Origin of the sequence: Sphingomonas sp. AAP5, from assembly GCF_004354345.1 — a bacterium.
Lineage (GTDB): Bacteria > Pseudomonadota > Alphaproteobacteria > Sphingomonadales > Sphingomonadaceae > Sphingomonas > Sphingomonas glacialis.
On sequence record NZ_CP037913.1, the window covers coordinates 3,037,384 to 3,052,736 of the forward strand.

8 protein-coding genes are annotated in these 15,353 nt (G+C 66.4%); 2 read left to right on the plus strand and 6 right to left on the minus strand.

Translation table 11 applies throughout. The features are described from left to right. Positions 1 to 151: 151 nt before the first annotated feature. Positions 152 to 1,222 (plus strand): 5-(carboxyamino)imidazole ribonucleotide synthase, encoded by a 1,071-nt coding sequence (locus tag E2E30_RS14050; RefSeq protein ID WP_133190795.1) that lies wholly within the window; start codon positions 152 to 154, stop codon positions 1,220 to 1,222. Positions 1,223 to 1,257: 35 nt separating this feature from the next. Here the strand turns inward: E2E30_RS14050 and E2E30_RS14055 are convergent, their stop codons facing one another. The 6 genes from E2E30_RS14055 to E2E30_RS14080 form a co-directional block, all read right to left on the minus strand. After that, positions 1,258 to 3,147, minus strand: coding sequence for a CocE/NonD family hydrolase (locus E2E30_RS14055; RefSeq protein ID WP_133190797.1), 1,890 nt, complete (start codon positions 3,145 to 3,147; stop codon positions 1,258 to 1,260). 309 nt (positions 3,148 to 3,456) lie between these two features. Next, positions 3,457 to 3,759 (minus strand): hypothetical protein, encoded by a 303-nt coding sequence (locus E2E30_RS14060; protein ID WP_133190799.1) that lies wholly within the window; start codon positions 3,757 to 3,759, stop codon positions 3,457 to 3,459. A gap of 23 nt (positions 3,760 to 3,782) precedes the next feature. Next, positions 3,783 to 6,593 carry a M16 family metallopeptidase gene (locus tag E2E30_RS14065; RefSeq protein ID WP_133190801.1) on the minus strand — a complete coding sequence of 937 codons (2,811 nt, stop codon included), beginning with the start codon at positions 6,591 to 6,593 and terminating at the stop codon, positions 3,783 to 3,785. 224 nt (positions 6,594 to 6,817) lie between these two features. Beyond that, positions 6,818 to 8,959: a penicillin acylase family protein gene (locus tag E2E30_RS14070; RefSeq protein ID WP_133190803.1), complete on the minus strand. Its 2,142-nt coding sequence runs from the start codon at positions 8,957 to 8,959 to the stop codon at positions 6,818 to 6,820. Between the two features lie 46 nt (positions 8,960 to 9,005). After that, positions 9,006 to 10,076, minus strand: coding sequence for a hypothetical protein (locus E2E30_RS14075; RefSeq protein WP_133190805.1), 1,071 nt, complete (start codon positions 10,074 to 10,076; stop codon positions 9,006 to 9,008). A 121-nt stretch (positions 10,077 to 10,197) separates the two neighbouring features. Continuing rightward, positions 10,198 to 12,513, minus strand: a complete 2,316-nt coding sequence (locus tag E2E30_RS14080) for a TonB-dependent receptor (RefSeq protein ID WP_133190807.1) — start codon at positions 12,511 to 12,513, stop codon at positions 10,198 to 10,200. 214 nt (positions 12,514 to 12,727) lie between these two features. On the opposite strand from E2E30_RS14080, the gene clpB reads away from it, so the two are divergent. Next, a complete protein-coding gene (gene clpB, locus E2E30_RS14085; protein WP_133190809.1) occupies positions 12,728 to 15,307 on the plus strand; it encodes an ATP-dependent chaperone ClpB in 2,580 nt (859 codons plus the stop codon). Positions 15,308 to 15,353: the final 46 nt, after the last annotated feature.

The window sequence follows — 15,353 nt, forward strand, 5'->3', positions numbered from 1 at the left end:
ACGGCTGCTTCCCGTCTCCTCCCCTCCCTGGAAGGGAGGGTTTGGGGGTGGGTCGGCCTGGGGCGGGCGCCCGGCCGAACCACGGGCCAACCCACCCCCGCCCCCTCCCTTCCAGGGAGGGGAGGCTCCCCCATTCGACGGACACGCGCGCATGACCCCCCTCCCCCCCGGCTCGACGATCGGCATCCTCGGCGGCGGGCAACTCGGGCGGATGCTTGCGGTCGCCGCGGCGCAGCTCGGCTATCAAACCCGGATCCTCGCCCCCGACGAGGAAGCGGTCGCCGCGCAAACCGCGTCGAGCTACATTCGCGCCGACTATCACAGCCACATCGTGCTCGACGAATTCGCCGCCGCGGCTGATGTCGTCACCTATGAGTTCGAGAATATCGCGCTGGCGCCTGTCACCTATCTCGCGGGCAAAGTGCCGGTCCATCCCGCCCCGGCCGCGCTCGGCATCGCGCAGGATCGCGCCCTCGAAAAGGCCTTCGTCGCCGAGATCGGCGGGCGTACCGCACCGTGGGCAAAAGTAGAGACGCGCGCGGACCTTGCCGCCGCGCTCGTTGAGATCGGCACGCCCGCGATCCTCAAGACGCTGCGCATGGGCTATGACGGCAAGGGCCAGGTGCGCATCACCGCGCTCGACCAGGTTGACGCGGCTTGGGAAGCGATCGGGCAGCGGCCGGCGATCCTCGAGGGGTTCGTACGGTTTACCCACGAATTCTCGATCCTGCTGGTGCGCCGCGCCGACGGTCAGATGGTGAGCTATCCGCCGCCGTGGAACCAGCACGAGGACGGCATCCTCGCCACCTCCACCCTCCCCGCCCCGCCCGAGATTGCCGCGCAATGGGGCGAGGCGGCGGCGCTAGCCGGGCGGATCGCAGACCGGCTCGAGTATGTCGGCGTGCTCGCGTGCGAATTCTTCGCCGGCGCTGACGGGCCGGTGTTCAACGAAATGGCGCCGCGCGTCCACAATTCGGGGCATTGGACGATCGAGGGCGCGGTCTGCTCGCAATTCGAGAACCATATCCGCGCAATCTGCGGGCTGCCGCTCGGCGACACCGCCCTGACGGCGCCCACGGTAGCGATGGAGAACCTGATCGGGGACGACGCTGACCGCTGGGCCGAGATTCTCGCCGAGCCGGGCGCGCATCTGCATCTCTACGGCAAGGGCGCAAGCCGGCCGGGCCGCAAGATGGGGCATGTCACGCGACTCGGGCGGTAAACGCTTGATCCTCCCCTCGCTGGGCGAGGGAGGATTTAGGGGACGACCGGCAGCGCGATGTAGCTCTGGTCGGGCCCGCTCACCATAACCTGCTGCGTCGCCTTCACGTAATCCGCCGGCTTGGCGTAGAAGATGTTGGGCACGAAGCGCTGCGGGTTGCGGTCATAGAGCGGGAACCAGCTCGACTGGACCTGCACCATGATGCGGTGCCCCGGCAGGAACACATGGTTCGCCTGCGGCAACGCCCAGCTATACGCCAGCGGCACCCCGGGTTTGAGCGCGACGGCATGATCGAGCCCCTCGCGGTAGCGCCCACGGAAGATGTCCATGCCGACCGCCAGCTGATAGCCGCCCATTTTCGGGTCGCTCGGCACCTGGTCGGGATAGACGTCAATCAGCTTGACCACCCAGTCGCTGTCGGTACCGCTGGTCGCCGCGGTGAGATGGACGACCGGTTGCCCGGCGATCGTCACGGGCTGCGTCAGCACCGGGCCGGTAAAGGTCAACACGTCGGGCCGACTCGAGACGATGCGCTGGTCGCCGACCAGCCACGCCTTCCAGTGATTGTCCTCATAGCTAACCGGCCGCACCGGACGCGGCACGTTGGTCACCGGATGCGCCGGATCGGAGACATAGTCCGCAGTCTGCGCCGGTCCAGCGGCCGGTGCGAAACCAACCGCGTCGCCCGGTTGGAGGTATAGCTTGGTCATCGCCGGCTGCGCCGACCAGCTCGGCAGGCGCTGCCACTGATTGGTGCCGCTCTGGAACGCGGTGACGGGCGCGACGTCCATCGGCGTCCCCTTGAGGTAATGCGCAAGGAACGGGCCGAGCACTTGGCGGCGCCACCATTTGGCGGTGTCCTGGTCCCATTGGATATCGCCGAGCGCCTTGCCGTCGTCGATCTGCTGACCGTGATACCACGGGCCCATCGTCAGATAGACCATGTTCCCGGCGGTATCCTTGGGTTTCAGCGCGCGGTACACCGCCGTCGCGCCGTAGATATCCTCCTGGTCCCACAGGCCGTGGACGAGCATCACCGGCACCTTGAGCGGCTGGCGGCTGAGCACCTGGTCCATCGCCTGCGCTTGCCAGAAGCTGTCATACGCCGGGTGCGCGGCGATCTTGCGCCAGAAGCCGATCTGGTCGAGCCCGTGCGCCGTGGCGAGCGCGCCGGTCGAGCCGGCGCGCATCACCGCGTCATATTCGTCATAGGTTGTGCGCGCATAGGGCGACGAATTGTCGCGCGTCGCGATCTGCTCCCAGATATAGTCGATCCCGACGCGGAACGCGCCGTTATGGAACCAGTCGTCGCCGCGCCAGCCATCGACCATCGGGTTCTCGGGGACAGCCACCACGAGCGCCGGATGCGGGTTGATCAGCGGCATCAGCGACAGGAAACCGTCGTAGGAAATGCCGAGGATCCCGACCTTCTTGTTCGACTCTGGCAGATGTTTCACCAGCCAGTCGATCGTATCGTAGGTGTCGGTCGAATCGTCGGTATGCGTCGGGTTGAGCGCGGTGTCGTGGAGCGGCGGGTTCATCATCGCGATGCCCTGCGACCCGTATTTGCCGCGCACGTCCTGCACGACGCGGATGTAGCCGCCGTCGACGATCACGTCGGTGGCATTGTCATAGCCGGTGAGGCTCGTCGCGAGATCGGCGTTGTTACCGCCTTTGCCCGTCATCCCGTCGGCGTTGTACGGCGTGCGCGTCATCAGGATGCCGGCATCGTGCGCCCCCTTGGGCAGGAGGATGACGGTGTGGAGCTTGACCCCGTCGCGCATCGGGATCTCGACGATGCGACGCTCGTAGTTGAAGCCTTCGCTCGGGGGGACGAGCTTCGCCGGGCGCTCGTCATAGGTTTGCGCCTGCGCGGTGAGCGGCGAGACCGCCAATGCTGCGCCCAACAACCAACGTGCCTTCATGCCCCATCCCCTGCGCGTCCGCCCAGCCAAGCACGTGACACCTCTCGCCGCCATCCCGCGAAAGCGGGGATCCCGCTGCCTGGCCCCGCCCCCGAAGAAGAAGCGGGACCCTCGCTTTCGCGAGGGTGACAGGAGTGGGGCGATCGGACGACCTCATGCTGCCGGGGCACACCGGATTGCAAACCCCGACGCGCAAAGTGTGCGGCACGGTGGGCCCCGGCACAAGGCCGGGGTGACGGTCGCGCGATACAAAAACGGCCCGCGCTCCGATTGGAGCGCAGGCCGTCTTCATCGCTCAAACGAACGGCGTTACGCCGCGCGCGTGCCCGTCATCGGGAAGCTGCCGAACGCGCCTGCGCCGACGGTGCCGGTGAGCGTGTCGCCCTCGGCCGTCGCCTTGCAGTCGAGCGTCATCGGCATCGGGACGACGATCGACATCTTCCAGCTGATCGTGTCACCCTCGACCGTGCCGTCGGTGATCTCGACCGAACCCATCGCGCCGTTCTGCGACCCGGTCCAGCTGGTGCCGTCGGTCTTGACCGTCAGCACCGCCTTCTGGTCGCCGAGCGGCGACTTGACGATCGTATCCCACGTCCCATCAACTGCAGCCATGATGTGTCTCCTGCCAATAATTTCTAGCGCACGTCCGCCACGGACGCCGCAGGGATCACCTCGACCGGCAACCCGATGCTGTCAAGCTGACCGCGGACCTTCGCTGCGTCACCAACGACGATCCAGACGAAGCGTTTCGGATCGAGCGCCGCGCGTGCCGCAGCGTCAAGCTGGCCTGCGGTGAAGCCCCGATATTTTTGCGGCAGCGTCGCATAATAATCGTCGGGGCGGCGATACAGGTCGTTCGACTGCAGCGCGCCAAGCACCGCGCCCGACGTCTCGAAATTGCCCGGCAGCGAGCTGATCGCGTCGGTGATCGTGCGGTCGAACTCGTCGCTCGTGATCCCCTTGGTCGTCACGAAATCGGCGAAGTCGGTGCGCAGCGATGCGATCGATTCGCCGGTCTTGTCCGCCTGGACGCCGGTGCCGAGCAGATACGGCGTGGCGTATTGCGCGCGACGGAACGATCCGTTCACGCCGTACGACCAGTGCCGCGCCTCGCGCAGGTCCATGTTGACGCGCGACAGGAAATCCCCGCCGAGCGTGTCGTTCGCGGTTTCCAGCGGCAGCAGATCGTCGGTGCCGACGAGCGCGGTGGGTGCGCCCGCGATGATGAACGACTGCGGCGAATCGGGCCGGTCGATCAGCACGATTTTCGGCGCGGACGGCGCGGTCTTCACGCTGAAATCCTTGACGCCGGCGGGCCCGGTCGGCGTCCAGTCGCCGAAGCGCGCGTCGAACGCGGCCTTGATCTCGGCGAGCGGACGATCGCTGACGACGAAGATCTTGGCCTTGTCGGGACGGATCCAGGCTTGCTGGAAGGCGACCAGATCGTCGCGCGTCAGTGCCGCCACCGCCTTGGCGTCGCCGCTGCCGAGCGCCTTGGCGTAGGGATAGGCCGCGCCGTAGACGAGTTTAGGGAACACGCGCAGCGCGAGGCCCTGCGGGCTCGTCAGCTCGGCGGAGATACGCGAAAGCTGCTGGTTCTTGAGCCGCGCGACCTCGGCCGGATCGAACTTGGGATGGCGCACGATATCGGCGAGCAATTCGGTCGACGCCGCGAGATTGGCGCTCGGCGTGAACATGCCGACGATCGTGCGGTCGGGCGCCGAACCGCTGGTGATGCTCGCGCCGAGCCGCTCCTTGGCCTCCGCGATCGCGATCGAATCGCGGGTCGTCGTGCCCTCGTCGAGCATGTCGAGCGTCAGCCCCTGTGTGCCGAGCTTGCCCGGCACGTCGGCCGCGACGCCCGCGTCGAAGCTGATCGACGCCTGCGTGATCGGCACGGCGTTGCGATAGGCGTAGATGAGCTCGATGCCGTTCTTGAGCTTGGCATGCTCGACCTTGGGGAAGACCAGGCTCGACAGCGTGCCGACCGGCGGAAGCGCACCGCGCGTGCCCTTGAATTCCGGCTCGGGCGCCGCGGCGACCTTCACCGGCGGCGTCGCCTCGACATAGGCGTCGCGCGCACCGGGGATGACGGTCAGCGCATAGACCGGGCGCGTCAGCCATTTGGCGCTCGCTGCCTTGACGCGCGCGGGCGTCTGCGCGGCGAGCTCGGCGAGCTGCTTCTTGTAGAAGCCGGGATCGTTTTCATACAGCGCGCCCTCGGCGAGCGCGACCGCCTTGCCACCGAAGCCGCCGGTCGATTCGAGCCCGGCGATCCGCCCTGCGGCGTCGCGCGTCGCGACGCGCGCGACTTCGTCGGCAGTCGGGCCGTTGGCAATGACGTCGGCGATAATCTCGTCGAGCCGCTTGGCGACGAGCGCGGGGTCGACACCAGGGCGCGCATCGGCGCTGACCACGAACATGCCGACTTGCGCGAAGCTCTCATTGTTCGCCGAGACGCGCACCGCGAGCTTTTCCTTGCGCACCAGCGCATTGTCGAGCCGGCTGCTCGACAGCCCGCCGAGCACGCCCGCCGCCACATCGAGCGCGACCGCGTCGGGGTTGTTGATGCCGGGCACCGCCCACATCCGGTAGATCCGCGTATTGGCGACGCGATCCTTGATCACCTCGCTTTTCGGTGCGGCGAGCGTGGGGACATCGGCGGTCGGGACGACGCTTTCGGGCCCCTTGGGGATCGCACCGAAATATTTGGTGACGAGCGTCTTTGCGGTCGCGACGTCGACGTCGCCCGAGAGCACGAGCACGGCGTTGTTCGGCCCGTAATGCCCGCGGAACCAGTTCTTCACGTCCTCGACGCTTGCCGAATCGAGATCCGCCATCGCGCCGATCGTGGTGTGGCCATACGGATGCGTCGCGGGGAACAGCGCTTCGGTCTGCTTGTACTGGACCAGGCCGTAGGGCTGATTGTCGCCCTGGCGCTTCTCGTTCTGGACGACGCCGCGCTGCTCGTCGACGACGGCAGGCGTGATCGCGCCGAGCAGATAGCCCATCCGGTCGCTTTCGAGGAACAGCGCACGGTCGAGCGCCGCGACCGGCACCGTCTCGAAATAATTGGTGCGGTCGAAATAGGTCGTGCCGTTGAGATCGGTCGCGCCCATCGCCTTGGTATAGGTGAAATAGTCCTTCGGCGCGTTCTCGCTGCCGTTGAACATCAGATGCTCGAACAGATGCGCGAAGCCGGTCTTGCCCTTGGGCTCGAACTTCGAGCCGACATTGTACCACACCGACACCGCGACGACGGGCGCCTTGCGGTCGGTGTTGACGATGACGCGCAGGCCATTGGGCAGGCGGAATTCGCTATAGGGGATGTCGACCTGCTTCACGAGGTCCGCCACCGGAACGGGCTTCGGCGCGGTCTGCGCAAAGCTCGGCGTGACGAAGGTTGCGAGCGCTACACCAGAGAGCGCGAGCAGCTTGACGGTCATGGAAATCCCCTGGGAATGGCGTCTGAAAGATGAACTGTAGTGTGAGGCTATAGCAGCGCTTGGGCGGTAGCAAACGCTTCCTCGGCCTTCGTTTGAACGGGTCGGTTCGCATTCTCCTCCCCTCCCTGGAAGGGAGGGGTCGGGGGTGGGTCGGCCCGTTGGGAGGGTAACACCCGCCCTAGGCCGACCCACCCCCAGCCCCTCCCTTCCCGGGAGGGGAGCAACTAGGGCCGGTATACGCGCTCGACATTCTTCCGCAGATCGTCGCGCCAGAACAGCACCGGCTTGAACCGGTGCGCAGCGAACAATGGCGCCTGGTCGGCATAATGCGGCGATTCGGGCCGCGTCGTCGCCGCGCCGTAGGGCTGGATCGACTCCGACGCGACGCGCCCGGCCTTGTCCCACGCCATCACCATGACAAAGCTGTCGCCATGCTTGACGACCAGCCGCCCGTCATCGGCTTCGTCCCACGTCGAGGCCGCGCGCAGCACATCGGGTGCGCCGTCGAGTGGCAGATCGGCGCTACCGTGGCGCAACCGCAGCAGCGTGCCGAGCGGCGGATCGAGCGTCCCGAAATGCGTCTGCAGATATGCCGCGGCCTTGGCCAGCGCGTCGCGCGGGTCGAGCTCGGGGCGGCGCTGGTAATGCCATTTCTGCCCCGTCCGCAGCAGGATCGCGGCAAGCGCCTGGCCACTGTGATGGCCGTCGAAATCCCAGTTCCAGCCGCGCAGCAGGCCAATCGCTTGCTTCAGCTGCGCATCGCCCTTCGGATTGACGCGCGCGACATCGCCATACCATTTCGCCGCCCAGCTCAGTTTGCTGACGCCGGTGTCGAACTTGATCCGCAGCAGATCCTCGGCCGAGATCGACGGATCGGCCCCCAGGAGCTCGACCGCGCGCGTGCCGCGATTGGTCGTGTCGGTCTCGATCCCGAGCAGCGGCGAATAGTTGCCCGGCTTGAGCTCCGACCCAGCCCCCGCCGCCTGGAACGGCGTGTTGTTGGCATTGGCGAGAAAGCCCGATGCGGGGTTCACGTTGCGCGGCACTTGCGCGAACGGCACCGTGCCGGCCGCAAGATCGCGCGAGGTATCGCCGCGCAGGAGGTGGCGATAATCGAACCCCGGCTTTCGGTTGGGGAAGCTGGCATTGTAGACATAGGCAATGTTGCCCGCGGCATCGCCATAGAGGAAATTGGTCGCGGGAACGCCCTGGAGCGCCAGCGCCTTCTGCCACTCGCCGAAATCGCGCGCGCGCGTCAGCCGGTAATATTCCTCGACCATGCGGAGTTGGTCGGCACCGGCATAACGGATCGCGAACGCGCCGCTCTTGTTGACGATCACCGGCCCCTGCACCGCGCGATACACCATCTTCGGGATCGGCAGCACGAACGGCCCGAAGCGCACCTTTAGCCACACGCGGCGCGCCTCGAGCGGGAGCCACTTGCCGTCGAAGCGATACTCGGTGCCCGCTTGATTGCGCACGAGCTTGTAGACGTCGGTCAGGTCGGGCCGGTTGACGGTGTTGGTCCAGCCCAGATGTTCGTTATGCCCGAGCACCGGGAACGGCACGCCGGGGAAGGTCGCGCCCGAGAAATGCCAGCCGGTGCCCGATTGCACGCTGAGTTCGTACCATGCCACTGGCCCGCTCCAGGGCTGGTGCGAGTTCGAGATCACGCGCGTGAAACCGTCGGCCGAGCGTTTCGGCGCGACGACGAAGGCGTTCGAGCCGTTGGGCATCGCCTCGCCGGTCGCGGGGCGCGCGGTCGGATCGGGGCTGTCGGGCACGGCCCCCGCGATCTCGGCCGGGAGCGGCTTGTCGCCCGACAGCGCACCGAGCGTCTGGTCGAGCCCGAAGAAGAACGGCGTGCGCAGCACGAAACCCGTCGCGATATCCTCGCCATTCGCCGGGAACAGTCGCGCGAGCCGGATTTCTCCGGGATGCCGCCGCGCATAGGCGTTGAGCCCGCTGGCATAGGCGTCGAGCAACGCGCGCACATCGGCGGGCTGCTTGTCGTAATCGCGCTGCGCGGTCTCGCGCGCGCCGAGCAAGGCGAGCGTGTAATCGACCTTGGCGCCGTCCGCGCCGGTCATCGCGCCAAGCCGCCCGCGCGCCATCGCGACCGCCTCCTGCAGCGTCGCGAAATCGTCCTCGGCATGGGCATAAGCGACACCGTAGGCGACATCGGGATCGGTCTTGCCGAAGATATGGGGAACGCCGAAGCGATCCCGCGCGATCACGCTGTCGTAATGGCGCTCGACCGGTGCGACGACGCGCGCCGCAGTGAACGGCTCCCACACCGCCAAAGCAATTGCGGCGCCGAGCAGCACCACCGCCAGCCATACCGCCCCGGATCGTATCGTCCGCATTCGGATCCCCTCTCGGGGCGAATAGAGCAGCCTTCGGGGGATTAGGCTAGACGTGCTTGCGCGCCACCGACCAAATGAAGCTGTCATACCAGAAATGCAGCAGCGAGCAGGCGATGAACGGCGCCAGGAACACGCGCACGCTCCCCGTCATCGCCGCCGCATAGGCCAAGCCGAACAGGATGCAACCGCCCCAGAAATACAGCATCGTGCGGCCCTGCCGCCCGCCCGACGCCTGCGTCATCCGCCCGCCCTCCTTCACCCAGACGAGCGCGAAATATTGCACCGCATGATAGAGATTGATCACCGCCAGCGCGACGATCGGCGGCGTGAAGCCCCAGGCGAGGATCGACACCGCGCCCGTCGAGACGAGCGTCGCGACCTTGTGGGCGGGGAGGCGATACCCGGCGCGCATCGCCTGCCGATAGTCGAGGATCGCCCACACCAGCACGATCGCATAAGCAAGCAGCGCGACGGCCCGGATGCCGGTATTGTAGCCGGCCAGCACGCCCGGCACGCTGGCCAACGTGGCCAGCGCGGTATGGTCGAACTTCGCAAAACTCTGGAGATGCGTCGCGAGCGCGGCCCCCGCCGCGAGCGGGCCGACATAGAGCAAGGTGTTGAGCCGCAAATCGGTCTTGCGCAGCAGCTCGGGCGGATTGCCCGCCTTCATGTCGTAGATCCGCGCGAAGCCGAAATTCTGCATTGCCGAGTGGTAGACATCCCAGAACACCGCCAACACGCTCGCCGCGACCAAAGCGATCGGCGAGAGAAACAGCGTCGCGATCAACGCGATCGGCGCGACTGTCAGCTTGCCGCGATGCGCCGCGAACACCGTGCGATTGCCATAGGCGCGCGGGACGACGGCGATGAGATGCGCCCAGGTCGTGATCGCGATCACCGCGAACATGCCCTTGATCGCGACCGACGCCGCGTCGTGCGGTGCCGCCAGCGCCCAGCCGTCGAGCCACAGCTCGACCGCGAGGAATGCGACGAGCGGCGCGCCCCAGAACACCAGCGCATCACGGCGTGGGCCGAGGATCGCGCGCGACGGGTCGGACAGCGAGCCGGGTGCCGGTGCTGCGGCGGTCCAGCGCAGAGTGTCATAGTGCGTTGCCACGGTATCCCCGGATTGCCTGCGGTTTCGGCGCGATCCTATGGCAGTCAGGGTTAATATCGTATTCGCGTCCCGGAGCGAATGGAGGGCAGCCCGATCTTACGACCTGCCCTCCTCCGATGGCTTAGAAGCCTGCCTTGATCGTCACGAAATACTGCGCGGGCGCGCCCGCCAGCAGCGTCTGGTTGTCGCCCTTATAGCCAAAGCCGTTCGATCCGATCGTCGCGACATATTTTTTGTCGAACAGATTGGTCGCGTTCGCCTGGATCTCGAACTTGCGATCGGCGATCGTGACGCGCGCGCCGATCGTCGCATCGACCAGCACGCGGCCGGGCACCGACTGGTCGTTGGTGTAGGTGAAGTAGCGGCGGCTCATATAATCCGCGCCAACGCGGCCGAAGAAGATGCCCTTGTCGTAGGTCAGCTCGCCCTTGATCAGGTGTTTGGGCGTGTCGACCGTCTGCTTGCCGCGGATCGCCTGCACAACGCCGCCGACGGTCACATTGTCGCGATAGGTCGAGTCGTTGTAGCTGTACGAGCCGTAAACTCCGAAGCCGTAGCCGAGCTTCGCCTCGAGCGCGGTCTCGAGCCCGTAGGCCCGCACCGAACCGACGTTCGACAGGATCGGCGGGTTGCCGACGATCCCCGCGCCGACGCTCTGCGCGAGCGTGCGGTTCGAGAAATCGACGTAATAGCCCGCGAGCAACGCGGTCACGCCGCGATAGTGGTATCGCCCGCCGAGCTCGAACGTGTCCGACGATTCGGGCTTCAGCTTGTTGGTGGTGAGCAGCGCATTGAACCCAGCCTGCGTCGTCGCGAACGGCCCGCTCGTCGCGGCGGAGACGAACGCACGCTTCACTTGCGTGAAATCGCCGAACACTTCGAACGCATCGCCGATCCTGTAATTGAGCCCGGCGTGCGGCTGGAAGAAGTCCTTGACCTGGATCCGCCCCGAGGCGAGCCCGCCCGACACGATCGGCGTCGCTTTATTGGTGACGGCAAACCCCTTCCAGCCGAGATCGATCGTCAGATCACCAAGCGCGATCTTGTCCTGCACGTAATATTGGACGGTGTCGGTCTGATAGGTGTTGTACCACTGCGTCGCGAACGGAAGGTATTGGAACTCGCGCGCGCTGCGGCTCGGCGCGGTGCGGCTGTCGAGCGCGTAGAAGCGGCGCGCCTGGCGGAAGTCGTTGACTTCGTACCAGCCGCCGACGGTGATGTCGTTGAAGCCGAGCTTGGTGCCGAGCGAGCCGAACACGCCCTTGCGGTGGATGTCATATTCGGTCGTGCGCACCGAGATCGGCACGCCCGACGGCGACGGGACATACGGCGTGAACCACAGGCCCTGTCCGTGATTGGCGTGATAATAGGCCTTCAATTCACCGTGGACGGTCGCGTCCTTGGCGGTCTCGACGCCGAGCGAGGCGAGGTAATCCTGACGCAACCCAGCCGCGTCGAAATAGGCGTCGTCGGCATTGGCATAGGGTGCGGGCGTGACCGACCCCGCCGCCGGATTGAGCTTCGGCGCACCAGTATAGCCGCTGTTCGCGCCGGTATCGGCGATCAGCACCGCGAGCGGGAAATTTTTGGCGATGTTGTCGACGCGGTAGCCGAGCCGCTTGATCATATCGAGCGAGAGGTCCTGATAGTCCTGCTCGCGCCGATCCGAATAGTTGAAGGTGCCGACGAGCCGTACCGCGCCGACCGGCGCGACGAACTTGGCGTTGACCTGATTCTGCCGCTGGACGCCGAAGCCCTTCCATTTGTCGGTATCGAGGAAGCCGTACGAGACATAGGCGCTCGGCCCATTGTCGCCGAGCACGCCGGTGTCGAACCGCCCGAACGCGCGCACGGTGTTCGCGCTGCCATAGCTGCCGTTGAGCGTCAGCGCGGTGGTCGGCTTGGGATCGCTCGAGAAAAATTCGATCGTGCCGCCGAGATTGTTGGTCGCCTGCGCGCCGATCGAGCCCGATCCCTGCGAGACCAAGGTCCGCCCGATATTCTCCGACGAAATCGCGCGGCTGATGTGCAACCCGTTGGTGTTGCCATACGATCCGTCGCCGAGCGGAATGCCGTCGAGCGTGAAGCCGATCTGGTTCTGGTTGAAGCTGCGGATCGAGACGCGCTGCGACCATTCGTACGCGCCGAACGCATCGGCCGACTGGAAGTTGACGTTGGGCAGCTTGGCGATGGCTTTCAGCGGGCTTGTGCCCGGCGCGAGAATCGCGATGTCGGCTTGCCCCAGTTGCTGGACCTGCCGCGTCTGGCCCTTGCCGACGATGATGATGTCGTTGCCGGCATCATCCGCAACCGGCTCTGCCTCGGGTGCCGGTGCTGCGGGTGCCGGCGTCGGTGCGAGCGCGCCATCGCGCGCGGACGCGGCCAGTGGCCAGGAAAGGGCGGCGCCCGCAAGCAGGCAAAGCGTGAAACGACGCATGATAGGATCCCCGATTTGATCGTTTGTGGGGCACTACTCCCCGCGCCCTGCCGCGGTGCCTAGCCATGCTGCGTTGCCGAAATGCGTAGATTCCGTGGCACGCCGATGACGGTCTTTACAGCTAGACGTGTTTTGAGAGATCGCGCCGGCACGGCCCCTTGTGTTGCATAAGTGCAACACTACATCGATTGGCAAGAAGGAGGGACACTTCCCAATGAACATCGAGAAATTCACCGACCGCGCCAAGGGCTTCCTGCAATCGGCGCAGACCGTCGCGATCCGCATGAGCCACCAGCGGATCGCGCCCGAACATGTGTTGAAGGCGTTGCTCGAGGACGAGCAGGGCATGGCGTCCGGGCTGATTACCGCCGCCGGCGGCGACCCCAAACGCGCGCTGAGCGAGACCGATCTCGCGCTCGCGAAGATCCCCGCAGTGTCGGGCAGCGGCGCGCAAACGACGCCGGGGCTCGATAACGACGCGGTGCGCGTGCTCGACCAGGCCGAGCAGATCGCGACCAAATCGGGCGACAGCTTCGTGACGGTCGAGCGGCTGCTCGTCGCGCTGGCGTTGTCGCTCAATACCGTCGCCGGCAAGGCGCTGAAGACCGCGGGCGTCACCCCGGAGGCGCTCAATGCCGCGATCGAGCACGTGCGCAACGGCCGCGTCGCCGACAGCGCGGGGGCCGAGGACAAGTTCGACGCGCTCAAGAAGTTCGCGCGCGACCTGACGCAGGCGGCGCGCGACGGCAAGCTCGACCCCGTCATCGGCCGCGACGAGGAGATCCGCCGCACAATCCAGATCCTCGCGCGCCGCACCAAGAACAACCCGGTGCTGATCGGCGAACCCGGCGTCGGCAAGACCGCGATCGCCGAGGGGCTCGCGTTGCGCATCGCGAATGGCGACGTTCCGGACACGCTGAAAGACCGCAAGCTGATGTCGCTCGACATGGGCTCGCTGATCGCGGGCGCGAAATATCGCGGCGAGTTCGAGGAGCGCCTCAAGGGCGTGCTCGACGAGGTGAAGGCTGCCGAGGGCGACATCGTCCTGTTCATCGACGAGATGCACCAGCTGATCGGCGCAGGGAAATCCGAAGGCGCGATGGATGCGGGCAATCTGCTCAAGCCCGCCCTCGCGCGCGGCGAGCTGCACTGCGTCGGTGCGACCACGCTCGATGAATATCGGAAGTACGTCGAGAAGGACGCGGCGCTCCAGCGTCGTTTCCAGCCGGTGTTCGTCGGCGAGCCTACCGTGCCCGACACGATCTCGATCCTGCGTGGACTCAAAGAGAAATACGAGCTCCACCACGGCGTGCGGATCACCGATGCGGCGATCGTCGCGGCTGCGACGCTGTCGAATCGCTACATCACCGACCGCTTCCTTCCCGACAAGGCGATCGACCTGATGGACGAGGCCGCGAGCCGGATCCGCATGGAGGTCGAGAGCAAGCCCGAGGAGATCGAGATCCTCGACCGGCGGATCATCCAGCTCAAGATCGAGCGCGAGGCGCTGAAGCGCGAGAGCGACGAAGCGTCGCGCGACCGGCTGGTCAAGCTCGACGGCGAGCTCGCCAATCTCGAGCAGCAATCGAGCGAGCTGACGACGCGCTGGCAGGGCGAGAAGGACAAGATCTCGGCCGAGGCCAAGCTCAAGGAACAGATCGATGCCGCGCGGCTCGAGCTCGAGCAGGCGCAACGGGCCGGCGACCTCGCCAAGGCGGGCGAGCTGTCCTACGGGCGCATCCCCGATCTGCAGCGCCAGCTCGATGCCGCGGCGGGCGCGACCAAGGGCGCCATGCTGCGCGAGGAGGTGACCGCCGAGGACATCGCGGGCGTCGTCGCGCGCTGGACCGGGATCCCGGTCGAGCGGATGCTCGAGGGCGAGCGCGACAAGTTGCTCGCGATGGAAGCGACGATCGGCAAGCGCGTGATCGGCCAGCAGAACGCGATCCGCGCGGTGTCGACCGCAGTGCGGCGGGCGCGCGCGGGGCTGCAGGATCCCAACCGGCCGCTCGGCTCGTTCCTGTTCCTCGGGCCGACGGGCGTCGGCAAGACCGAGCTGACCAAGGCGCTCGCCGAATTCCTGTTCGACGATCCAACCGCGATGGTGCGCATCGACATGAGCGAGTTCATGGAGAAACACGCAGTCGCGCGGCTGATCGGCGCGCCTCCGGGCTATGTCGGCTATGAGGAAGGCGGCGTGCTGACCGAGGCGGTGCGGCGCCGGCCGTACCAGGTCGTGCTGTTCGACGAGGTCGAGAAGGCCCACGGCGATGTCTTCAACATCCTGTTGCAAGTGCTCGACGACGGACGGCTGACCGACGGTCAGGGCCGCACGGTCGACTTCACCAACACGATCATCGTGCTGACCTCGAACCTCGGCAGCCAGGTGCTGACGACTTTGGGCGAAGGCGAGGACGTCGCGAGCGTCGAACCGCAGGTGATGGAGATCGTCCGCGGCCACTTCCGACCCGAGTTCCTCAACCGGCTCGACGAGATCGTGCTGTTCCACCGGCTCGGCCAGGCGGAGATGGCACCGATCGTCGATATCCAGGTCAAGCGGATCGCGACGTTGCTGGCCGAACGCAAGGTCGAGCTCGATCTCACCGATGCCGCCCGGCTGTGGCTCGGCCGCGTCGGCTATGACCCGGTGTACGGCGCACGGCCGCTGAAGCGCGCGGTGCAGCGCTATCTGCAGGACCCGCTCGCCGACCTGATCCTGCGCGGGAGCGTGCACGACGGCGCGGCGGTGCGGGTCGACGAAGGCGACGGCAAGCTCGAGCTGGCGGTCGAGTAAGCCGCCTGCCTTTGGCGAGACCGACAAAAAAAGGGGCGACCGCGAG